This window comes from Mesorhizobium sp. M7A.F.Ca.US.006.01.1.1, assembly GCF_003997935.1.
Classification (GTDB): Bacteria; Pseudomonadota; Alphaproteobacteria; order Rhizobiales; family Rhizobiaceae; genus Mesorhizobium.
This window is the reverse complement of sequence record NZ_RZQL01000110.1, coordinates 1-22,568: the sequence shown is the minus strand read 5'-3', so window position 1 is coordinate 22,568 and position 22,568 is coordinate 1. Positions and strand designations below refer to the sequence as shown.

Below are 22,568 nucleotides of genomic sequence, written 5' to 3'. Positions count from 1 at the left end.
GCTTCCAGGTGCCGTCGAGGGCTGCCTGGACCCGGCTGATGTAGTAGGGACCCCATTCGTCGGTAAGTGAGGTCAGCTGCGCGTTCGGCGCGAACTTGATCATGTCGGAGGACTGGCCGAAGCCTTTCAGCTTGCGCTCCTCAGCCACCTGCAGGGCAGCGGTCGAATCGGTGTGCTGGACGATAATGTCGGCACCCTGGTCGAACAGCGCCTTGGCGGCGTCGGCTTCCTTGCCCGGATCGAACCAGGAGTTCACCCAGACGATCTTGGCCTTGAAGTTCGGGTTGATCGACTGTGCGCCGAGCATGAAGGAGTTGATGCCCATCACCACTTCGGGGATCGGGAAGGAGACGATGTAGCCGGCAACGCCTGCCTTCGATTCCTTGGCGGCGATCTGGCCGAGCACATAGCGGCCTTCATAGAAACGCGCATTGTAGATGCCGAGATTGTCAGCGGTCTTATAACCGGTGGCGTGCTCGAACATCACCTTCGGGAATTTCTTGGCGACCTTCACTTCCGGGTCCATGAAGCCGAAGGAGGTGCCGAAGATGATCTTGCAGCCTTCGCGTGCCAGGCGCTCGAAAGCACGGTCGGCATCGGGGCCTTCCGAGACGTTTTCGAGATAGGCGGTCTCGACCTTGTCACCGAGCGCTTTCTCCACTTCGAGACGGCCCTGGTCGTGCTGGTAGGAATAGCCGAAGTCGCCAATCGGGCCGGTGTAGACCCAGCATGCCTTCAGCTTGTCCGCGGCCTGCGCCGTCGCTGCCAGCGACATGGCGGCGGTCGTGGTCATCAGGGCAATAAGCAGTTTTTTCATTGTGTTACCTCTCTGAGTTAGCCTTGAGCTTCCCGTTTGTTTTTTTGTTATCAACGATCCGGAACGAATGGCTGCCCCAAGGAAGCCGGCGTGTTCATCATCGTCAGACGCTTGTTGCGCGAGATTAGAACGAGAACCACGACGGTTGCCAGATAGGGCAGCGAAGAAAGGAACTGTGAAGGCACTGGAATGCCAAAAGCCTGTGCATGAAGCTGGCCGATCCACACCGCGCCGAAGATGTAGGCGCCGGCCAGCACCCGCCATGGCCGCCAGGAGGCGAACACCACCAGCGCCAGCGCGATCCAGCCGCGGCCGGCGCTCATGTTCTCCACCCATTGCGGCGTGTAGACCAGCGAGAGATGGCCGCCGGCGAGACCGGCACAGGCGCCGCCGAAGATGACCGCGAGGTAGCGATAGCGGATCACCTTGATGCCAAGCGCATGCGCCGAGGTGTGGCTGTCGCCGATCGAACGCAGCGTCAATCCGGTCCGGGTCTTGAACAGGAACCACATGACGGCAGCGGTGAGCGCGATCGAGATGTAGAAGATCGGATCCTGCCCGAACAGCAGCCTGCCGACCACAGGGATTTCCGTCAGGCCGGGAATGTAGAGGTTGGGCAGCCTTTCGCCGGGTTGGCCGACAAAGCTGGTGCCCATCATGCCGGACAGGCCGAGGCCGAGCAGCGTCAGCGACAGGCCGGTCGCCACCTGATTGGTGGCCAGCGACAGCGTCATGACGGCAAACAGCAGCGAGAACACCGCGCCCATGGCGATGGCCGCCAAGAGGCCGATCCAAGGCGAACCGGTGAGATAGGTCGCGCCGAAGCCGCCGACGGCGCCCATGATCATCATGCCTTCGACGCCGAGATTGAGCACGCCGGAGCGCTCGACCACCAGCTCGCCGATTGCCGCGATCAGCAGCGGCGTTGCCGCGGTGGCGATGGTCAGAAGGATGTTTACGGTGATGTCCATCAGCGGGCTTCCTTCAGCTTCGGCGCGGTTTCGAGTTTAGCCACGCCTTCCGGTTTGGTCAGCGCCAGGCCGATCACGCGGATGCGGTAGTGGATGAGCGTGTCGCAGCCGAGCACGAAGAACAAAAGCATGCCCTGGAACACCCGCGCCACCTTGTCGGAGATGCCGAGCGCGCTCTGCACCGCTTCGCCGCCGAGATAGGTCAGCGCCAGCACCAGACCGGCGGCAACGATGCCAAGCGGATTGAGGCGGCCAAGGAAGGCCACGATGATGGCGGTGAAGCCGTAGCCGGGCGAGATGACGGGCTGCAGCTGGCCGATGGCGCCGGAGACCTCCGAGATGCCGGCAAGACCCGCCAGCGCACCCGACAGCAGGAAAGCAAAAAAGACCATGCGGTTGAGGCCAAAGCCGGCGAAACGCCCTGCCCGCGGACTTGAGCCCAGAACGCGCACCTCAAAACCTTTCAGCATGCGGCTCATCAGGATCCAGACCAGCACCGCGGCGACCAGCGCGAAGACAAAACCCCAATTCGCCCGTCCGGCATCCGGCATCAGTTCCGGCAATACGGCCGAATCGTTGAACTGGATGGTTTGCGGGAAGCCATGGCCCTGCGGATCGCGCCAAGGGCCGCGCACCAACCAATCAAGGAAAAGCTGCGCGACATAGACCAGCATCAGGCTGGTCAGGATCTCGTTGGTGCCGAAGCGCGTCTTGAGCAGAGCCGGGATCGCGGCATAGGCCGCACCTCCGACCATGCCCAGCAACAGCATCAGCGGCAGCACCAGCGGGCCTTCGAACTGCGGAAACAGCACCGGAACCATCGAGCCAACGATGCCGCCGAGGATGAACTGGCCTTCGGCGCCGATGTTCCAGATGTTGGCCTTGTAGCAAACAGAGAGGCCGACAGCGATCAGGATGAGCGGCGCGGCCTTGATCGCCAGCTCATGCAACTGCCAGACCTGGCTGATCGGCTCGATGAAATAGATATTGAACGCGGTCAGCGGATTGACGCCGAGCAGCGCGAACATGACGGCGCCGGCAATGATGGTCAGCGCAAAGGCAATGAACGGCGACAGGGCCGAAAACAGCATGGAACGCTGCGGGCGTTTGACGAGTTCGAGGCGCATCATGCCGTCTCCAGCGTGTGTTCGGCGTGGCCTGGTTCGGCGCCGCCCATCAGCAAGCCGACCTTCTCGAAGGTGGCTTCAGCGATCGGCATCGGTCTCGACAGCTCGCCATTGTGCATGACCGCGATCGCATCCGATATCTCGAACAGCTCGTCGAGATCCTGGCTGATCACCAGCACCGCCGATCCGCTGCGCGACAACTCGATCAAGGCCTGGCGGATGTGAGCGGCGGCGCCCGCGTCCACGCCCCAGGTCGGCTGGTTGACCACCATGACGCTTGGCCGTCGGTCGAGTTCGCGGCCGACGATGAATTTCTGCAGATTGCCACCCGAAAGCGCCGCGGCCTCCGGATCCGGCGCACTCTTGCGCACATCCATCGCCTGGATGATGCGTTGGGACGCGGCCTGGATGGCGGCGCTCTTGACCATTCCGCCGGAACCGACGAACGCCTTGCCGTCGGTGGCATGGCGCGACAGCAGCAGGTTTTCGGAAAGCTTCATGCGCGGTGCGGCACCGTGGCCGAGGCGCTCTTCTGGCACGAAGGCAGCGCCCAGCAGGCGGCGTCCGGTAATGGTGAGGCCTCCGGCGTCCTTGCCACGAATGCGCACCGAGGCGGCATCCTGCTGCAGCACTTCGCCTGAAACGGATTCGAAGAACTCTCCCTGGCCGTTGCCGGCGACCCCGGCGATGCCGATCACCTCACCGGCGCGGACGTTCAGGCTGATGCCCTTGAGCGGTATCGAGAACGGTGTTGCCGGTTTGCGGCTGAGATTGCGGATTTCGAGCATCGGCTGCGCCTTGTCGATGCCCTCGACCGGCGCGCGCACCACGGCCTGCACCTCGTTGCCGACCATCATGCGGGCCAGCGAAGAGGCTGTTTCCTCACGCGGATTGCAGTGGCCGACGACCTTGCCGTGGCGCAGCACGGTGGCGCGATCGCAGATGCGTTTGACCTCTTCGAGCCGGTGCGAGATGTAGAGGATGGATTTGCCTTCCGAGCGCAGGCGCTCCAGCGTCTCGAACAGCTTGTCGGCTTCCTGCGGCGTCAGCACCGAGGTCGGTTCGTCCAGGATGATGAGCTGCGGCGTTTGCAATAGGCAGCGGATGATTTCGATGCGCTGGCGTTCGCCCACCGACAGGTCGCCGACCAGCGATTCAGGATCGAGCGGCAGGCCATAGCTGAATGAAAGCGCCCTCGCCTTCGCCGCGATGCTACTGATCGGCGAACCGTCGTCCAGCGACAGGGCAATGTTTTCGGCCGCGGTCAGCGCCTCGAACAGCGAAAAATGCTGGAACACCATGCCGATGCCGAGTTTTTTCGCGACGCCGGGGCTGGAAATCCTGACGGCCTGTCCGTTCCAGAAGATCTCGCCGGCATTGGGCTCCAGCGAACCGAACAGCATCTTGACCAGCGTCGACTTGCCGGCGCCGTTTTCGCCGAGCAAAGCGTGGATTTCACCCCTGGCGATGTCGAGATCGATGTGATCGCACGCCGTCAGCGTGCCGAATATCTTGGTGAGGCCACGCACCTCAAGCAGGTTCGTGCCGTCCTGATTTGCACTCACAGTGCCTCCCATCTGGTTAGCCAGACATGTTCTGTGTTCCCGCAGGCATGGTAGGCGCGGCCGGCTCTCATCGGAAAGCGGCACGCGTCTTGAAAGAGCTTCAAGAATTTCAGCGGAAATTCAAGGGATAGCAAGGCAGAACGAACTAAGGTGTGTTGAGATTCAGGTCAGGCCGAGCCGAAAATGGTGGTTTCCGAGAACCGGAGCGGAGCGTACTGAAGTACGTGAGCACCGGAAGCCGCCGTTTGCAGGCCGGCATCACCTGAATGTCAACGCACCTAAGGGATGAGAATGGTCGTCCCTGTCGTCCTGCGGCCCTCAAGGTCGGAATGCGCCTTGCCGGCGTCCTTGAGTGCGTAGCGCTGGTTGATCTTGACCTCGACCGCGCCGCTGAGCACGACCTCGAACAGGGCGGCAGCAGAAGCGTCGAGGTCCTCGCGTTTTGCGTTGTAGACGAACAGTGTCGGCCTTGTTGCGAACAGCGAGCCCTTCTGGGCCAGCAATGACATGCTGAACGGCGGTATGGGTCCCGAGGACTGGCCAAAACTGACGAACATGCCAAGCGGCCGCAGGCAGTCGAGCGAAGCCGGAAATGTGTCGTTGCCGACCGAATCATAGACGACATCGCATTTTTTGCCGCCCGTGATGGCGGCGACGCCGGCGACGAAATCCTCCTCCTTGTAGTTGATGACATGATCGAAACCATGCGCCCTGGCGAGCTCGATCTTGTCGGACGAGCTGGCGGTGCCGATGACGGTGGCGCCGAGATGTTTTGCCCATTGGCCGAGGATCAGCCCGACGCCGCCTGCCGCGGCATGGAACAGGATCGTGTCGCCGGCCTTCACCTTGAACGTCCGGCGCAGCAGATATTCCGCGGTCATGCCCTTCAGCATCATCGCCGCGGCCTGTTCGTCGCTGATGCCATCCGGAACCTTGACGACGCGGCTAGCATCGATGACGCGCTGTTGTGCGTAAGCCCCCGTCGTCACCGCATAGGCGATGCGATCGCCAGGCTTCAGCCAGTCGACGCTCTGGCCGACCTCCAGCACCACGCCGGCGGCTTCGCTGCCTGGCACGAGCGGGAAGCCGCCGGGCGGCGGATAGAGGCCGGAGCGATGATAGACATCGATGAAATTGAGGCCGATCGCGGTGTGTCGGACCAGGATCTGCCCGGCTCCCGGCTGGCCGGGGTCGGCGTCCTCATAGGTCAGAACTTCCGGGCCGCCATTGGCGTGAATGCGGATCGCTTTGGACATGGTCAGGCTTCCTTGAGATGGCTGATCAGGCCTTTTTGGCACCGAGATTGGGAAAGAACTGCATGATGCCACCGATGCAGGCAAGGTAAAGCCCGGTGATGGTGATGCCGATCTTGGTGAAGGTGCTGACCTGCTCGCCCAGCACGCCGATCTGATCGTAGAAGGCAGCGAGTGCCGCCTGGGCCAGGGCAAGCGCGCCGAAAGCGCACCACAAGAGGGTCATCCCAAGGTTGATACGCCGCAGCCGCACCACCCGCACCGGGTGGATGAAGTTGATCGGCACGAAAGTCAGGACGCCGGCCACCACCACAACCGCGAACGAAACCCATTGTCCGGGCTCGATGACGAACAGGGTGAACACCACCATGTTCCAGACCACGGGGAAACCCTTGAAGAAATTCTCCTTCGTCTTCATGCCGGTGTCGGCATAGTAGATGGCGCTGGAAACGACGATGATCGCCGCCGACAGGAATGACAGGCCCTCGCCCATGAAGCCGCGCTGATAGAGGGCGAAGGCCGGGATCAGCACGTAGGTCACGTAGTCGATGATGTTGTCGAGCAGTTCGCCCGACCAAGTCGGCAGGATTTCCTTGACCTCGAGCTTGCGCGCGATCGGTCCATCGATGCCGTCGACGAACAATGCCAGCCCGAGCCACCAGAACATCGCCGTCCAGCGCTCTTCGCTTGCCGCTACCAGCGACAGGAAGGCCAGGAACGACCCCGAGGCGGTCAAGAGGTGGACGGAGAACGCCCGGGCCTGTGGCCAGGTGACCTTCTTCTTCGGCCTGGGAATCCGGTCCGTGATCTTTTTGGCGGCTTTTCGGGCCGCTGTATTCCTGGCCGTTGTGTTCTTGCTCACGGGCCCCGCCAATCCAGCTTGCAGATCTCGGCCGAACGGCCGGCAAAATTCCAGTTGCGGCCGAAAGCCCGCATCTTGCTCTTGTCGGACCTGGCCACGATGATCTCAGGCGCGATCCAGTACTCCGAATTGCTGATCACCGTGTCCTTGTCGCGGTCCTTGCCTTGGATGGGTGTCACCGCTCCGTCGATAATCCTGGGTATCTGGAAGATACGCGTCTTGTCACGCGTCTCATAGGTGATCGGCACCTGCTCGACGCCGAGGAACTTGCCGACGAGGATGGAGAGCAGCGATGTGGTTCCGCCTGCCTTGCCCGTGAAGATCTTGGTCAGCGCCTTGACTGCGTAGACCGAGGCTCGGCTGTCGATGAACAAGCCGGCGGTCCAGTTGCCGCGGCTCATGTAGCCGGGGATTTCCATGACCAGCCCAAGATTGAGGCCGGACAGATCGATCTCACCGAAATGGCCGGCATCGATGCGAAACCCCGCCCAGGTCTGGCAATAGCCTTCGGTCGGCGGATGATTGCCGAGCGACAGCACGCAAGGGCAAAAAACCGTGCAATTGCAGGAGAGTACGAGCTCTCCCTTCATCGCCCAGCTCTGGTCTGCCATCGATTTTTCCCCACTCACAGCGAGACTACTAGCAGCGCGGCTGCCCAGACAAGCAGTATCGCACCGGCCAGCCGGGTTGGAACCCTGCTGGTTGTTTGTTTTTCGATCAGGGTGAACAGCCCGATCAACGCCATCCAGAAAATATTCATGACGCCAACGGCGAACATCACCAGCATCAAGGCCCAGCAGCAGCCGAGACACCACAGACCTTGCGCGATCCCAAGCCGAAAGACGCTGGCCGGCCTGGCGCTCCAGTTCGCGAAAAGGATCGAGAACGGGTTCTTGCATTTCTTCAGGCAAGCTTCCTTCAGGCCGCTGAACTGGTAGAGGCCGGCGATCAGCAGAGCGAGCGCACCGGCAATGCCGACGACCGGATCGAGCATCCCGGCTGACGAGGCGAATGCATGGGCGGCCAAGGTCAGTGCCGCGAACATAATTGAAGCGGCGAGCCAGACGCTGAGGTAACCGGCGACCAGCACCAGCGGGTGAACGACCGGTTCGCCCTTGATGCGAGCTGTATCGGCGATCTCGCAATAGGTGCGGATCATCGGCGCGGCCGAAGGCAGCATCGTCGCGACCGCCATCAGGAACCACATCGAAACGAGCGCGCCGGCCTGCAAGCCGAGGCTCGCGTCCAGCGGCACCGGTGAGAGGCACAGCACAAAGAACCGTTCCAGGAAATCGGGCAGCGGCAGTTGCGGCAGGCTGCGCAGGATCGTGTCGCCGGGGGCGTTGATGCCCGCAATCCCTGTTTCAGCCCCGCGGATCGCCATCGCCGCAAGAGACAACCAGGCAAGCAGGATGCAAGCGACGACAACGACGTTTACCGTGACGCGAGGATTGCGCGCGATGCCGGCCATGGCGCGGCCGGCGCGGTCGAGATGGCTGAAGTCGTCCTGCTGGCCGGTCATGACATCCGAATGGGCCGAATCGCCGCGTTGATCAAGCGGCATGATCTGACCTATATGCTCATCGAACGGCAGGTCGGGTGGACCGCCTCGCATTGCAAGCCGGAAGCCTATCTTGGAGCATCAGCAAACTGCGCGGATACTGGTTGCCGGCACGGGGCCGGCAGGACTGATCGCGGCGCTCGGTTTTGCCGCCGAAGGTTTCCCGGTGACACTGGTCGGGCCGGAGGCCACCGCCCCCGACGGCCGTACGACGGCCCTGATGAACCCTGCCTTGAAAGTGCTCGACCGGCTTGGCGTGCTCGAAGTCGTCAAATCCAAGGCGGCGCCCCTGAAAGTGATGCGCATCGTCGACGCCACCAGCCGGCTGATCCGCAGCCCGGTCGTCACCTTCCGCGCCAGCGAAATCGACGAGGACCAATTTGGGTTGAACCTTCCCAACAGCGTCCTCAACCCGGCACTCGCCAGCGCCGTTGCCGCGCATGCCGGCGTCGAATGGCAGCGGTCGATGGTGGCGAACTGGCGTCTCGATGTCGAGCACGCCCGTGCCGTCCTGGCCGACGGCAGCACGGTCGACGCATCACTTGCAGTCGCGGCCGATGGGCGGTTGTCACCGGCGCGCCAGGCGGCCGGCATCTCGACCTCGGCCCGCTCCTACCCGCAGGCAGCTCTCGTCCTCAATTTCGGCCATAGCGGCGACCACACCTTCACCTCGACCGAATTCCACACCGAGACCGGTCCGTTCACGCAGGTTCCCCTGTCCGGCAATCGCTCCAGCCTGGTCTGGGTGGTCAAGCCCGAGACCGCGACAGACCTCGCCGCACTGGACGATGCGACGCTTTCTCAGCGGATCGAACAGCAGATGCAGTCGATGCTGGGCCGGGTGACGGTCGAGCCGGGCCGGCAGATCTACCCTCTATCGGCGGTGACACCGCTGCGTTTCGCGAGGGATCGGGTGGCGCTGGTCGGCGAAGCCGCCCATGTGTTTCCGCCGATCGGTGCGCAAGGCCTCAATCTCGGCATCAGGGATGTCGACGATCTGATTGGAATCGCTTGTGAAAATCGAACCGACCCAGGTGCAGCCAAGGCGCTTGCGGCCTACGATTTCAAGCGCCGCCCCGACATTCTGGCGCGCAGCAGCGCGGTCAACCTGCTCAACATGTCGCTGCTTTCCGACATGCTGCCGGCGCAGATGGCCCGCGTTGCCGGGCTCGGCGTGCTCGGAGGCTTCGCGCCGCTTCGGGCTTTTTTCATGCGCGAGGGGCTTCGTCCCGGCAGCGGTTTTGCCGCGCTTGCCGGCGGGTTAGGGAAACAGGTCCGGCGCTAGGATATTGTGCCGGATCAGGTAGAGCAGCCCGGTGACGGTCACCACCGACAGGCAGGTTGTGATCAACACACTGGCCGATGCGCGCTGTACCCAGACGCCATACTGCTGGGCGATGACGAAGACGTTGGTGGCGGTCGGCAACGCCGCCAGAAGCACCGCCGAGAAGACCCATGTCTCAGAAAAATTGCCGATCCAGCTCAGCACGACATAGCAGAGCAACGGGTGCAGGATCAGTTTCAGCGCCGCAATCGGAACCATCTCATGCGGGACGCGATTGAGCGGCCTGAGCGCCAGCGTGACGCCCATGGCAAACAGCGCGCAGGGTGCGGCCGCCCGGGAAAGATATTCCAGAAATCGCTCCACCGGCACGGGCGGTCGAAAGCCGATATAGGCGGCGCCGACACCCAAGGCGGTTGCGATGATGAACGGGTGCAGCACGATCTTGCGCACGACACCCAGCGCAAGCCGGAGAGGAGTTGTCTTCTCGTCGCCCGACAGCGCCATCATCATGGGCGCGATGGCGAAATGCATGATGTTCTCGAAACAGAAGATCAAGGCGACCGGCACTGCCGCCTCCTCGCCGAAGGCCAGCAATGCCAGGCCCGGCCCCATATAGCCGATATTGCCATAGGCGGCCGCGAGCGCCTTGATGGTCGATTGCGCTATCTCGCCGCGCGAGGTCAGCACCGACCCCATGAACATCAAGGAAAATATAATGAAGGTCGAGACGACCGAACCGAAGATGAAGCGCCATTCCGTCAGGTCTTCGAACGGCGTCTTGGCGAGCAGTTGGAAGAAAAGTGCCGGCAGCGCGACATAGACGATGAACGTGTTCATCCAGCCGAGCGCCTCCAGCGGCTGCCTGGTGATGCGCGCCACCAGAAACCCGACAAAAATCAAGCCGAAGAACGGAAGAACAAGACCGATGACGTCAGACATTTTTATGCTGGTCCGAAACCCTGGCGCCGGGCTAGCCCGTTGCTTAATAGGGCGTCAAGCGCCTCGGGATTGAATTGATGCGCGGTCTGCGCCAAATAAGCCCAAGGAATTCAGTGGTGAGTACGATGAAAACAGCCAAATTCGCAATCGGACAGGTGGTTCGCCACCGGCTGTTTCCATTCAGGGGCATCATTTTCGACGTCGACCCGCAATTCGCCAACACCGACGAGTGGTACGAAGCCATCCCCGCCGACGTTCGGCCCCGCAAGGATCAGCCCTTCTATCACCTGCTCGCCGAGAATTCGGAGACCGAATACATCGCCTACGTCTCCGAGCAGAATCTGCTCGAGGATCAGTCGGGTGAGCCGGTCCGGCATCCGCAGATCAACGAGATGTTCGACAAGAGGCCGGACGGCGGCTACCAGCCGAAACGGCAGTCAAGGCACTGACCCGCGGAGAGACGGGCACAAAAAAAGCGGGGCATGACCCCGCTTTTTTGTTGGCTCGGCGATATCGGCCGATCAGTTGGCGGTCTTCGCCTTGTCCTGCTCTTCCTTGAGCTTCTTGGCGAAATCCTGGTTGTTCTTGGCGACGAAGTCCTGAAGCTTCTTCTGCCTGTCCTCGATGTCCGACTGCTGCAGCGCCGGGCCGTCATAGGCGCCGCTGAAGCCCTGCAGGGCGATCTTGATCGGATTGGGCTGGTTCTGGAAATTGACGGAAGTCAGCGTGATCGCCTGGCCTTTCTTGAATGCCGCGACGAGCTGATCGGTCAGCGGCACTTCGGCCACGCAACGATCCGGGAAGCAGATCACATAGTCGAGCTTCTGCGCCTTGCCGGTGTCGATCTGCAGGCCGATGCCGGGAGGCACCAGACGGCCGGTCGGAACCGTCACCTGGAACACCTTGCGGTTCACCTTGCCCTTGAGCTCGATCAGGCTGACGCCGGTGACCAGCTGGCCGTTGCCGGCGGTGGTGATGTTCTGGACGTTGCAGATGTCGACATCTTCCTGCTTGGTGCAGGCCTTGAACCAGCCTTGCGGAATCTGCTGTTGCTGCTGTGCGGAAGCGGCGGGGAGTCCTGCACCCAGAAAGCCGATCACGCCAGCGGCCATGACCGACAGGCGGTACGCGTTGCTGTTCAGGCTCGTCATGTCGTGCACTTCCTCTCAAATGATCCCGGGACCGGCTTCTTCGTGCCGTGTGGTCCAGCTACCTGTTGCCGAAATGAGGCAACAGAATGACTTCGGAGGGCGTGTTACACTGCAAGCGAGGCCGAATCCAGCCCGGCGTCAGCAATTGTTGAACGCGCGGTTGGCCGGCGCGCCGCCGCCTCATGCTAGGGTGCACACCGAATCATCAAGCCGACCCAGTAAGGAGACGGTCATGGGCCGCGTTGTTGTTTGGCTGATCACCGGGATATCGTTTCTCGCCCTTTCGCATCAGCCGGCCGCATCGGAGCCGAAGCACGCTATCGCCATGCAGGGCGAACCGGCGCTGCCGCCCGGCTCTACGCATTTCGACTACGTCAATCCCGATGCGCCGAAGGGCGGCTCGATCACTTATTGCGTCGTCGGCAGCTTCGACAATCTCAATCCTTTCATCCTCAAGAGCCTGCGCACGACGGCGCGCGGCATGATGGATACGATCTTCGGCAATCTGGTCTTCGAGCCGTTGATGCAGCGCAATGCCGACGAGGCTTTCACGCTCTACGGTTTGTTGGCCGACAGCGCCGACATGGACCCGGAGCGCAAGAGCATCGAATTCCATCTCAACCCGAAGGCCAGATGGTCGGACGGCCAGCCGGTGACGCCGGAGGACGTGCTGTTCAGTTACGACGTCTACACCGAGAAAGGGCGACCGCCCTACAGCGACCGCATGGCCAGGGTCGCCAAGCTCGAAAAGACCGGCGATCACAGCGTGCGCTTCACCTTCAACGACAAGGCCGATCGCGAATTCCCGCTGATCATCGCGCTGACCCCGATCATCCCGAAGCACGCCTTCGACAAGGAGACTTTCGACAGGACGACGCTCAAGCCGGTGATCGGCAGTGGCCCTTATACGATCGCGCAGGTGCAGCCCGGCCAGCGCATCGTCTTCAAGCGCAACCCGGATTACTGGGGCAAGGATGTCCCCGCCAAGCGCGGTTTCGACAATTACGACCAGATCACCATCGAGTATTTCCTCAACGCCAACGCCAAGCTCGAAGCGTTCAAGAAAGGCCTTTGCGCCATCGACGACGACAGCGATCCGGTGAAGCGCGAGCGCGATCTCGATTTTCCGGCTTTCCACAAGGGCGATGTGATCGCCGAAACCTTCGACACCGGCATTCCGCCCGTGGTGACCGGTTTCCTGTTTAACACGCGGTTGCCGAAATTCGCCAACCCGGTCGTGCGGCGCGCGCTCGGCATGCTCTACGACTTCGAATGGGCCAACAAGAACCTGTTCGGGGGCAAATACACGCGCACGATGAGTTACTGGCAGAATTCCGAGCTTTCCGCGCTCGGCCATCCGGCCGACGACAGGGAGAAGGCGCTTCTGGCGCCCTACCCCGGCCGCGTCCCGGCCGATGTCATGGACGGCACATGGCGGCCGCCGGTGACCGACGGATCGGGCCAAGACCGCCGCGTCTTGAAGGCAGCCTTCGATCTGCTGAAAAGTGTTGGTTACCACGTGCAGAATGGAACGATGCTCGATCCCGAAGGCAAACCTTTCGGCTTCGAGATACTAACCGCGTCGCAGGACGAGGAGCGCCTTGCCGGCATCTACCAGCGCACGCTGGAGAAGATCGGCATCGACATCACCATTCGCAGCCTCGACGGCGATCAGATCCAGTCACGCAAGCAGCGCTTCGATTTCGAGGTCCTGGTCGGATCGAGCGGCTTTAACAATTCGTTGTCACCCGGCATCGAGCAGAGCGGACGCTGGAGTTCGGCCGCGGCCAGGACGGAAGGCTCGTTCAATCTCGCCGGCGTTGCCGATCCGGCTGTGGACGCGGCAATCGAGGCGATGCTGCGCGCCCGTTCCAAGGAGGATTATGTTGCCGCCGTTCGCGTTCTCGACCGGCTACTGATCTCCGGCAACTACATGGTGCCGATGCAGTACAACACGCAGCAATGGATCGCCTACTGGAGCTACCTGGAACATCCGCAAAAGACGCCCATATTCGGGTATCAACTGCCAACATGGTGGCGCAAACCCAACTGAGGGATCAGGAGATCGAGATGAGCGAATTGAACGCCATCACCATCGATGTGGTGTCCGATGTCGTCTGCCCCTGGTGCTTCATCGGCCAGAAGCGGCTCGACAGGGCAATCGCTGCCGTCGGCGATGTCGACGTGCATGTCCGCTGGCGGCCGTTCCAGCTCGATCCGACCATTCCGCCCGAGGGCAAGGACCGCCGCGAATACATGCTGGCCAAGTTCGGCAGCGATGAGCGCATCCGCGAGATTCACGCCCGCATTGAGCCACTGGGCGAAGTCGAAGGCATCTCGTTCGCCTTCGACGCGATCAAGGTGGCGCCGAACACGCTGGATGCGCACCGCCTGATCCGCTGGGCGGGTGCCGCCGGCGAAGCCGTGCAGAACAGGCTGGTGCGCCGGCTGTTCCAGCTGAATTTCGAGGAAGGCGCTGACATTGGCGACCATGCCGTGCTGGTCGAGGCCGCGCGCGAGGCCGGCATGGATGCGTCCGTAGCCGCCACGCTTTTGCCGACCGAGGCCGATGTCGAGGCGGTGCGCACCGAGATCGCCACCGCGTCGCGCATGGGCATTTCTGGCGTACCGTGCTTCCTGCTCGAGGACAAATACGCGGTCATGGGCGCGCAGGATGCCGATACGCTGGCCGATGCCATTCGCCAGGTGGCGGCTGCCAAGGCGCGCGGCGAACTGGACAAGGCCGGCTGAGGCCGACCGCCCTCTCCTCTCCGCAGCAGCAAGCGTTACTTCACTGTCACCTTGGCCTTGCTGATGAAAAATCCATGGCCGTTCTTCGCCGTGCAGGTCAGTCCCTTGGTTGACGACTGGCACGCGAACGGCCCGGCGCTCCAGCTCTTGCCATAGCCAAGCTTGTCGACATCGCCGCAGCAGCCCTGCTCGCCTGGGTTCTTGATCAGAGTGGCTGGCCCCTTCGGACCCAGGATGATCGTGACATAGCTTGGCTCGACGCGCGAACAGCTCAGCTCCGGGCCACCATCCTTTGGCTCATAGGTGCCGGTGCCGCCTTTGGCCGTGTAGATGCAGCCGATGTTCCCCGACGGCGTGTTGAACTCGATCTGGCCTTCGGCGCTGGCCGGGATGCTCTGCCCGCCGGCATGCGCCAAAGGCACGAGGGGCAGCCAGGCGAAGAGGGACAGGATTACGGCCGCGCGTGCAAGCATTGGGAGCTTCCTTGTTGGAGAACCGGATATGCATGAGTGTCGACGATGCCAGGCAAGGTTCAATCCCAAGCCGATGAATTGTCAAACGCAGTCCATCAGCTGACCGGACAAGACGGAACGCGCCGCTCGATCGATTCTCTCGTCACTTCCTGCCCCCGCAAGGACGATCACGGCAATCCTGGCGAGTCGCGAACGGCAGATTTTCGAGCTCTCTGGGCCGTCCGAAGTAAGAAAAACCGATCGCTCGATACGATTTCGAGTTCACGAAACCGTGTGAAAACCTTCCCCAGGGGAAGCCGCGCGAATGTCACGCCCTTATATTTCAAGCACTTGAAATCAAAAGCAATATCTGGATTTTTGCCGATCGTTTTCGCTATATTTCAGCATGTAATCTGTTGCCTCACGGCAACGGCTGCCGGGGCAATCCGGTCGGTCCGGTTTTAAATTAATGGAAAATGATCAATTGGTGTTACCATCCGTAACAAAAGAAAAAAGGTTTGGGCGGGATCGTGATTCGGGTCGGTAGACCATCGCAAGAGTCAGTACCGGAAAAAACACCTCGCGATGCCGCAGGGCGATCGCTTCTGACGCCGGTGTCGTCGATGCGCAGCTTCTGGGGCCTGATGCGGGCCTACTGGGTTTCCGACCGCTGGAAGGAAGCCTGGACGCTGACGCTGGTGATCGCGCTGCTTACGGCGCTGTCCAGCAAGGCCGGTGTCTGGTTTGCCGAAGCCTCCGGCGAACTGGTCAATTCGATCGCCTTCTTCCATGACGCCGCCAACACTACGCCGCTTCGCTCGCTGCTGGTCAATGCCGGCGTCCTCGTGCTGCTGGTCGTGCTCAAGGACGCTGGCTTCACCGGTATCCGCAACCTTGTCTCGGCGACGTTGCACCGCAAATGGCGCGGCTGGCTGGACAGCCGCTTCAATGAAGCGCTGCTGGACGGCAACCATACGCATTTCCATGCCCAGCATGCATCGACCGGCAGCGGCGCACCCGCCCCCGACAACATCGACCAGCGTGTCCAGGAATCCATCAAGGACATGACCGGCGGCGCCATCGGGCTCGCCATGGGCGTGCTGGGGGTCGCCACATCGCTCTATTTCGTCGGCCAGAAGCTGCTCGAAAACTCCGTTGAGGTGAAGGGGCTGGAATTCCTCGGCAGCTATGGCAGCGCCATCCTCGCCTTCCTGGCCGTCGCCATCTACGTGCCGCTGAACACTTGGATCGCGGTCAAGCTCGGCGGCCTGCTCGAACGCCTCAACGTCAGGATGCAGCAGGCCGAGGGCAGCTATCGCGGCGAACTGACGACATTCCTGCGCCGCTCCTTCCACGTCGCGGCGTCTCAGGGCGAAGGCGTGCAAAGGACCATGCATGGCCGGCTTTATGTCGATATCGACGGCACCTGGACGCGGCTGAACATCGTCAACACCGTCTACATGTCGTTCGAGCTGATCTACAATTTCATTGGCGCCCGCATTGTCGCCTACGGACCGGGCCTGGTGCCGTTCATTCACAACGGCCTCGACCTCAAGGGCTACATAACCGGCTCCGAGCTGGTCAATTCGCTGATCGGCCAGTGTTCGTGGTTCATCCACGTCATGCCCGCCATCGCCACGCTGCGCGCCAACAGCCAGCGTGTCACCGAGCTGGCCAACGCGATCGAGAATGTCCAGCATCCGCAGGAATTCTACAGCCAGACCGGCCGCTCCGACTTCCACTACACCAGCCAGAACCCGGTTTTCGGCCTGACCATCCAGAAGCTCGAACTGGCGCATCAGGGCGAGGATGCGACGCCCTTCCTCAGCGCCGCCAATCTGCGCTTCCGGCGCGGCGAATGGACTTTCCTGAAGGGCGAGTCCGGCTGCGGCAAGACCTCGCTGATCAAGGCGATCAACGGCCTGTGGCCCTATGGCCGCGGCACCATCGTCTTTCCCGAAGGCGTGAAGAGTTTCTATGCCGCCCAGGAGGTCAAGCTGCAGCCTGTGTCGCTGAAGCAACTGGTCTGCCTGCCCGGCTCGGAGCACGAACATGGCGACGCGCAGGTGGCGTCGGCGCTGCACAAGGCCGGGCTTGGCGACTTCATCGAGCACATGGCCGACGAAAGCCGCGAAGGCAAAAGCTGGGACCAGGTGCTGTCGGGCGGCCAGAAGCAGAAGCTGGTGGTGGCTCGCATCGTGCTGCAGCAGCCGGGGCTGCTGTTCCTCGACGAGGCGACCGGCGCGCTCGACCCCGACGGCAAGGTCGCCTTCCACCAGGCCATCAAGGACAACTGCCCCGATGTCACGGTGATCAGCGTCATGCACGAGGCGGTTGCGCCGAGATCGATGACCGGCAGCGAATTCTATCACAGCATCGTCGCGATCGCCGACGGCGTCGCCACCAAGAAGCCGCTGGTTCCGACCCTGCCCGCCGAACTCACCACCATTCTGGTGCAGCCAAGGCCTGTCCCAAGGCCGGTCGAAGACAAGTGGCTGCGCTTCTCGCGCCGGCTGAAGCAGAAATAGCGGTTATTCCACCCCGGTCTGCCTAGTCGAACGGCGGCCGGCGATCACAGTCTCGCGATCTTGGCCGCTCGTCGACATTTTCCCTCCTCACCGCGATTGACTCGGCAAGGCGCGCTCCTATGTTGCGCCCGCTTGTAGATAGTAAAAACGCGAACCCGCAAGCGGAAAGGTCACCGCGCCATGCCTGGCGACAGTCACAGTCGAACGCAACAGCCGTCCGCCCTGACGTGACCTCGCATGGTTCATGTCCTGCCGGACGGCAAGGAGTGAGCCATGAACGAATTTGCCACAGTGGCAAGCGACGAGGCCGTCGCGATTGCCCGTATCCTAGCCAACGATCACGTCGCCGACATTGTCGAGGCCCTGAACAGGGAGCCTCGAGAGACCGCGACGGAACTGCTCTGTGAAGTGACGTTCGAACGTCTGGTCGAGATCTTCGACCAGCCGGAACTCGACGGCGCGTCCGAACTCATGGAGGCGCTGCCGCGCGCCAAGGCGGGCAAGCTGCTCACCGCCATGTCGGTCGACCGTGCCGCCGACATCCTGCGCGAGTTGGAAGAGCCGGCCCGTTCCGAGCTGCTTGGCGGGCTTGCGCCGCCGCTGCGCGCAACGCTGCTGTCCATCCTCGGCTATCCCGAAGGCAGCGCCGCATCGATCATGACGACGGAGTTCGTCAGCGTGCCCTCGGACTGGACCGTCGGGCAAACGCTTGACTACATCCGCAAGGTGGAGCGGACGCGCGAGACCGTGTACGCGATCTATATCGTCGATCCGCAGACGCACCTGCTTGTGCGCTCGACGGGCCTGCGCCGGCTGATCACCGGTGAGCCTGACGATCCGATCATGACGGTGGCGCCGGATCATCTTCCGGTGACGGTCGGCCCGCTGACCGATCGCGAAACCCTGGCGCAGACGATCTCCAAATACGATCTGCTCGCCGTTCCGGTCGTCGACCATGGCAAGATCCTCGGCATCGTCACCATCGACGACATCATCGACACGATGATCGCGGAGACGACCGAGGACGCGCACCGTTTCGGCGGCATGGAGGCGCTGGACGAGCCGTACATGAAGATGAGCTTCCTCGCCATGATCAAGAAACGCGGCGGCTGGCTGTGTGCGTTGTTCATCTCGGAGATGCTGACGGCCAACGCCATGCAGAGCTATGAGGGCGAGCTGGAGAAGGCGATCGTGCTGACGCTGTTCATCCCGCTGATCATGAGCTCCGGCGGCAATTCCGGCTCGCAGGCGACCTCGCTGGTCATCCGCGCGCTGGCGCTGCGCGAGATCGGCCTTGGCGACTGGTGGCGGGTGGCGCTGCGCGAGCTGCCCACCGGCCTCGTGCTCGGCGCCATGCTCGGCGTGGTCGGCGTCTGCCGCATCGCGCTGTGGCAATATATGGGCTTCTACGATTATGGCCCACACTGGCCGCTGATCGCCACGACGGTGGGTGCTGCACTGGTCGGCATCGTCACCTTCGGTTCGCTGTCGGGATCGATGCTGCCGTTCGCCTTGAAACGTATCGGCTTCGATCCTGCAAGCGCATCGGCGCCGTTCGTTGCCACGCTGGTCGATGTCACCGGGCTGGTGATCTATTTCTCGGTGGCGCTGGTGATCCTGCGCGGCACGCTGCTGTAGCTACTATCTCCGCCGTGGCATGACCTTGCCGCGGCGGAGATCCTCAACCCGGATTTGCCGTCAATCGACCCGCTCGCCGTCCTTCACGCGATAGGTCGGCTTGTACATGGTGACCAGTTCTTCCGCCGCTGTCGGATGCACGGCCATCGTACGGTCGAAATCGTCCTTGGTCAGGCCGGCCTTCAGCGGGATGCCGAGAAGCTGCGCCATCTCGCCGGCGTCCGGCCCCAATATGTGGGCGCCAAGCACTTTCTTCGACGCGCCATTGACCACCAGCTTCATCAGCATCTTCTCGTCGCGCCCGGACAGCGTGTGCCGCATCGGCCGGAATGTGGCGCGGTAGATCTCGATGTCGGGGAAGCGCTTGACGGCATCGTCCTCGGACAGGCCGACGGTGCCGATCTCCGGCTGTGAAAACACGGCGGTCGCGATCGTCTCGTGATCGGGCGCGGTCGGATTTCCCTTGAAGGCGGTTTCGATGAAACACATCGCCTCATGGATCGCCACCGGCGTCAGCTGCACGCGGTTGGTGACGTCGCCGATCGCCCAGATGCCGTCGATGTTGGTGCGGGAGTATTGGTCGACGGCGATGGCGCCGGTCTTGGTCATCTCCAGTCCGATGCCTTCCAGGCCCATATTCTCGGTGTTGGGAATGCGGCCGATGGCCAGCATCACCTGGTCGACGGTCAGCACCTCGCCGCCGCTGACGAGCGCGTCGAGCCGGCCGTCCGGCCGCTTGCGGATCCATTCGGACACGGAATGGCAGAGGATCCTTATCCCCTTCTTTTCCATTGTCTCGTGCAGCATGCGCCGCAGGTCCATGTCGAACCGGCTGAGGATCTCCTTGCCGCGATAGACCAGCGTGGTGTCGACGCCGAGACCGTGGAAAATGTTGGCGAACTCGACGGCGATGTAGCCGCCGCCCTCGATCATGATCGCCTTGGGCAATTCCTTGAGGTCGAAAGCCTCGTTGGAAAAGATGCAATGTTCATGGCCAGGCAGCGCCGGATGCGCCGCCGGGCGGCCGCCGGTGGCAATCAGGATCTGGTCTGCCGTGACGGTGCGATCCTCACCCAGGAGATGCACGACATGCGGATCGACGATCATGGCGCGCGAGTGGAAGGTCTCGCCGCCGGCGCCCTCGACGTTCCTGACGTAGATCGCCTCCAGCCGGCTGATCTCGCGATCCTTGTTGGCGACCAGCGTCTGCCAGTCGAAACTGGCTTCCGGCACCGTCCAGCCATAGCCGGCGGCGTCGGCGAAGTGCTCGGGAAATTGCGAGGCATAGACATAGAGCTTTTTCGGCACGCAGCCGCGGATGACGCAGGTGCCGCCATAACGGTATTCCTCGGCGATGCCGACACGCTTGCCGAGTGCGGCCGCCACGCGCGCCGCCCTCACCCCGCCCGAACCGCCGCCGATGACGAAAAAATCGTAGTCGTAACCAGCCATGACGCGGCTCCCAGGCTTCAGAAATGTGTCAGACAGGTAGGCCGCAAAAGGGCAAAAGAAAAGCCCGGACAGGCCGGGCTTTCGCAGTAGGCCGCAAGGCCATTTGAAGCAGTGGGCCGCAAGGCCATTGAAAATGCGGGTCAGTTGTTGTCCGCGGGGGCGGCGCCGTCGGCGGGCGCTGCGCCATCGGCCGGAGCGGCGGCTCCGTCGGCGGGTGCTGCCGGGGCCTTTGCCTTGGCGGCTGCGGCCAGCGTTTCGCCGACCTGCTGGGCGAGATCGCGGCCGACGCCGTTCTGCCAGATGTCGGCTGCCTTGACCAGGTCGCGGGTCACCGTCGGGCCGCTGTCGAGCAGCTTCTTGCCCGCATCGGAATTGTAGAAGGCGGCGATATCGGTCAGGTCCTTTTCGGAGAACACTTTTGCGTAGGCGAGTGCTGCTTCCTTCTCGAGGTCGGCGCGGCGCGAAGCCAGCGCCAACGCCTTCTCGGCGATGGTCTTGCCGATCAGTTCCTGCATGTCCGGGTTCTTCTGGATCAGCTGCGATTCGAGCGCCGCGGCTGCCTGCGGCAGGATGTTGTCGAACGGGTCGGTCGCGTGGATCGCAGCGACCGCCGCGCGGGCGGCCTTCAGGTGCGAATCCGTGACATCCTGCGAGAACGCCGGCGAAGAGAAGGCGAAAACGGCCGACGCCGCCAGAAGGACGGAAAGGCTGCGAACCCGGTTATGCAACATCATGATCGGTAGAACTCCCTGGTTTTCGGGCGGCATGGACGGTTTGGATACCGTCGCCGCCGGCGATGATGGCCGCTGAAGCCAGCCCGATGAAAAGACCATGCTCGACCACGCCCGGAATGGCGTGGAGAGCATTCGAAAGCGCTCTTGTATCCGGAATGCGGCCAAAAGATGCATCGAGGATAAAATGGCCGCCGTCTGTAACAAAAGCCTGCCCGCCCGTCATCCTCAATGTGACCGGTCCGGAAAGACCGAGCTTTTCAGCCGCTGCCGCAACCGCGATTTCAGTGGCGCGCAGGCCGAACGGATTGATTTCGATCGGCAGGGGAAAACGGCCGAGCGTCTCGACCATCTTGGAGCGGTCGGCGATGACGATCATGCGCTGGGACGCCGCGGCAACGATCTTCTCACGCAGCAGCGCGCCGCCGCCGCCCTTGACCAGGGTCAGTTCCGGGTCGACTTCGTCGGCGCCGTCGACGGTGAGGTCGAGCTCTGGCGTTTCCTCCAGCGTCGACAGCGGCACGCCAAGCTCGCGGCACAGCAACGCGGTGCGCTCCGAAGTCGGCACGCCGATGACGGTCATGCCGTTGGCGACCTTTTCGGCGAGCAGCCGCACGAACTCCTCGGCCGTGGTACCGGTGCCGATGCCGAGCCGCATGCCGTCATTCACATGGGCAAGTGCTGCCCGCGCGGCTTCGACCTTCAACTGCCTTGCATCCATGTCGGTTATTGCCCCGGAAATTCGCTGTCGGGCTCGTAGCATTTTTGCCGGTCCGGTCAAAGCCCCAGGCGGCGGGTCCCCAGGTGATCCGGCGTAGGAATTATTTCCTTGACCGGTGAGTGCAGCTATGCTACATTTTTGCCCATGGTGCTGATTTGCGCCAACAGCCCGCCGTCGAGGCGGGTTTTTTAATAGCGGCGTCCAGCCGCGAATGCCCGGCCTGATAAGCAGGCCCCGCCTGAACGAGCCGGCCCAGCGCTTGCCTCGACGCGCCGCAGCCGCTATCGCCTGCCCATTGCACACCTGCCCAGGACAGACCATGACCCAACCGATCATCGTGTTCGACCTCGACGGTACGCTCATCGACACAGCGCCGGACCTGCTCGACAGCCTCAACCACAGCCTGGCCGCCAGCGAGATCGCGGCGGTCGACGAAGCCGGCTTCAGGCGTTTTGTCGGTCACGGTGGCCGGGTGATGATCGAGCGGGCGCACGCCGCCCATCAGCGATCGCTTGCCGTCGAGGAGCACGACCGGCTGCTGAAACTTTTCCTCGACCATTACACGCTCAACATCCCCGGCAAGTCGCGCCCCTACCCCGGTGTCGTCGAGGCGATCGCGCGCTTCGAGGAGGCCGGCTATATCCTCGCCATCTGCACCAACAAATACGAAGCCAACTCGCTGGCGTTGATCGAGGCGCTCGGCCTGACCAAACATTTCGCGGCCATCGCCGGCCAGGACACGTTCGCCTTCCGCAAGCCCGACC

At 62.5% G+C, this 22,568-nt stretch carries 21 protein-coding genes; 7 read left to right on the top strand and 14 right to left on the bottom strand.

The genetic code is table 11. The features are described 5' to 3' along the window. The 8 genes from EN943_RS19720 to EN943_RS19685 form a co-directional block, all read right to left on the bottom strand. On the bottom strand, positions 1–817 hold an 817-nt coding region (locus EN943_RS19720; RefSeq protein ID WP_164778269.1), incomplete at its 3' end, for a BMP family ABC transporter substrate-binding protein. A 50-nt stretch (positions 818–867) separates the two neighbouring features. Continuing rightward, positions 868–1,788, bottom strand: coding sequence for an ABC transporter permease (locus tag EN943_RS19715; protein WP_031213469.1), 921 nt, complete (start codon positions 1,786–1,788; stop codon positions 868–870). Further along, on the bottom strand, positions 1,788–2,918 hold the full coding sequence (locus EN943_RS19710; protein ID WP_127414260.1) for an ABC transporter permease: 1,131 nt from the start codon (positions 2,916–2,918) through the stop codon (positions 1,788–1,790). The genes EN943_RS19715 and EN943_RS19710 overlap by 1 nt, the downstream gene beginning before the upstream one ends. After that, a complete protein-coding gene (locus tag EN943_RS19705) occupies positions 2,915–4,492 on the bottom strand; it encodes an ABC transporter ATP-binding protein (protein WP_164778268.1) in 1,578 nt (525 codons plus the stop codon). The genes EN943_RS19710 and EN943_RS19705 overlap by 4 nt, the downstream gene beginning before the upstream one ends. A 266-nt stretch (positions 4,493–4,758) precedes the next feature. After that, positions 4,759–5,736, bottom strand: a complete 978-nt coding sequence (locus EN943_RS19700; RefSeq protein WP_127414258.1) for a quinone oxidoreductase — start codon at positions 5,734–5,736, stop codon at positions 4,759–4,761. A 25-nt stretch (positions 5,737–5,761) separates the two neighbouring features. Then, the gene (gene pcsA / locus EN943_RS19695; RefSeq protein WP_127414257.1) at positions 5,762–6,595 is read right to left on the bottom strand and encodes a phosphatidylcholine synthase; all 834 of its coding nucleotides are present in this window, start codon (positions 6,593–6,595) and stop codon (positions 5,762–5,764) included. Next, entirely contained in the window at positions 6,592–7,206 is a 615-nt protein-coding gene (locus tag EN943_RS19690) for a DUF1326 domain-containing protein (RefSeq protein ID WP_127414256.1), read from the bottom strand. The genes pcsA and EN943_RS19690 overlap by 4 nt, the downstream gene beginning before the upstream one ends. Positions 7,207–7,220: 14 nt before the next feature. Then, complete coding sequence (locus EN943_RS19685) at positions 7,221–8,159, bottom strand: DUF2182 domain-containing protein (RefSeq protein WP_127414255.1); 939 nt, start codon at positions 8,157–8,159, stop codon at positions 7,221–7,223. A gap of 70 nt (positions 8,160–8,229) precedes the next feature. Here EN943_RS19685 and EN943_RS19680 point away from each other — a divergent pair, with 70 nt between their 5' ends. Continuing rightward, positions 8,230–9,441 carry a UbiH/UbiF family hydroxylase gene (locus tag EN943_RS19680; RefSeq protein ID WP_127414254.1) on the top strand — a complete coding sequence of 404 codons (1,212 nt, stop codon included), beginning with the start codon at positions 8,230–8,232 and terminating at the stop codon, positions 9,439–9,441. Here EN943_RS19680 and EN943_RS19675 read toward each other — a convergent pair. Continuing rightward, complete coding sequence (locus EN943_RS19675; RefSeq protein WP_127414253.1) at positions 9,418–10,380, bottom strand: AEC family transporter; 963 nt, start codon at positions 10,378–10,380, stop codon at positions 9,418–9,420. The genes EN943_RS19680 and EN943_RS19675 overlap by 24 nt on opposite strands. A 125-nt stretch (positions 10,381–10,505) precedes the next feature. On the opposite strand from EN943_RS19675, the gene hspQ reads away from it, so the two are divergent. Next, positions 10,506–10,829: a heat shock protein HspQ gene (gene hspQ, locus EN943_RS19670; RefSeq protein ID WP_164778267.1), complete on the top strand. Its 324-nt coding sequence runs from the start codon at positions 10,506–10,508 to the stop codon at positions 10,827–10,829. A 72-nt stretch (positions 10,830–10,901) separates the two neighbouring features. On the opposite strand, the gene EN943_RS19665 is transcribed toward hspQ, so the two are convergent. Further along, complete coding sequence (locus tag EN943_RS19665) at positions 10,902–11,531, bottom strand: invasion associated locus B family protein (RefSeq protein WP_027036590.1); 630 nt, start codon at positions 11,529–11,531, stop codon at positions 10,902–10,904. 232 nt (positions 11,532–11,763) lie between these two features. On the opposite strand from EN943_RS19665, the gene EN943_RS19660 reads away from it, so the two are divergent. Both EN943_RS19660 and EN943_RS19655 read left to right on the top strand, forming a co-directional pair. After that, entirely contained in the window at positions 11,764–13,584 is a 1,821-nt protein-coding gene (locus tag EN943_RS19660; RefSeq protein ID WP_127414251.1) for an extracellular solute-binding protein, read from the top strand. 17 nt (positions 13,585–13,601) lie between these two features. Continuing rightward, entirely contained in the window at positions 13,602–14,282 is a 681-nt protein-coding gene (locus tag EN943_RS19655) for a DsbA family protein (RefSeq protein WP_127414250.1), read from the top strand. Between the two features lie 35 nt (positions 14,283–14,317). On the opposite strand, the gene EN943_RS19650 is transcribed toward EN943_RS19655, so the two are convergent. After that, the gene (locus tag EN943_RS19650) at positions 14,318–14,755 is read right to left on the bottom strand and encodes a hypothetical protein (protein ID WP_127414249.1); all 438 of its coding nucleotides are present in this window, start codon (positions 14,753–14,755) and stop codon (positions 14,318–14,320) included. Between the two features lie 602 nt (positions 14,756–15,357). On the opposite strand from EN943_RS19650, the gene EN943_RS19645 reads away from it, so the two are divergent. After that, positions 15,358–17,262 carry an ABC transporter ATP-binding protein/permease gene (locus tag EN943_RS19645; protein ID WP_164778266.1) on the top strand — a complete coding sequence of 635 codons (1,905 nt, stop codon included), beginning with the start codon at positions 15,358–15,360 and terminating at the stop codon, positions 17,260–17,262. A gap of 273 nt (positions 17,263–17,535) precedes the next feature. After that, positions 17,536–18,900 (top strand): magnesium transporter, encoded by a 1,365-nt coding sequence (gene mgtE, locus EN943_RS19640; RefSeq protein WP_127414247.1) that lies wholly within the window; start codon positions 17,536–17,538, stop codon positions 18,898–18,900. Between the two features lie 60 nt (positions 18,901–18,960). Here the strand turns inward: mgtE and gor are convergent, their stop codons facing one another. The 3 genes from gor to rpiA all read right to left on the bottom strand — a co-directional run bounded on the left by gor (position 18,961) and on the right by rpiA (position 21,804). Continuing rightward, a complete protein-coding gene (gor, locus tag EN943_RS19635; protein ID WP_127414246.1) occupies positions 18,961–20,352 on the bottom strand; it encodes a glutathione-disulfide reductase in 1,392 nt (463 codons plus the stop codon). A gap of 140 nt (positions 20,353–20,492) precedes the next feature. Then, the gene (locus EN943_RS19630; RefSeq protein WP_127414245.1) at positions 20,493–21,086 is read right to left on the bottom strand and encodes a DUF2059 domain-containing protein; all 594 of its coding nucleotides are present in this window, start codon (positions 21,084–21,086) and stop codon (positions 20,493–20,495) included. Continuing rightward, positions 21,073–21,804, bottom strand: coding sequence for a ribose-5-phosphate isomerase RpiA (rpiA, locus tag EN943_RS19625; protein ID WP_127414244.1), 732 nt, complete (start codon positions 21,802–21,804; stop codon positions 21,073–21,075). The genes EN943_RS19630 and rpiA overlap by 14 nt, the downstream gene beginning before the upstream one ends. A gap of 319 nt (positions 21,805–22,123) precedes the next feature. Here rpiA and EN943_RS19620 point away from each other — a divergent pair. Beyond that, positions 22,124–22,568 (top strand): HAD hydrolase-like protein (locus EN943_RS19620; RefSeq protein ID WP_127414243.1); only part of this gene is annotated, 445 nt, incomplete at its 3' end.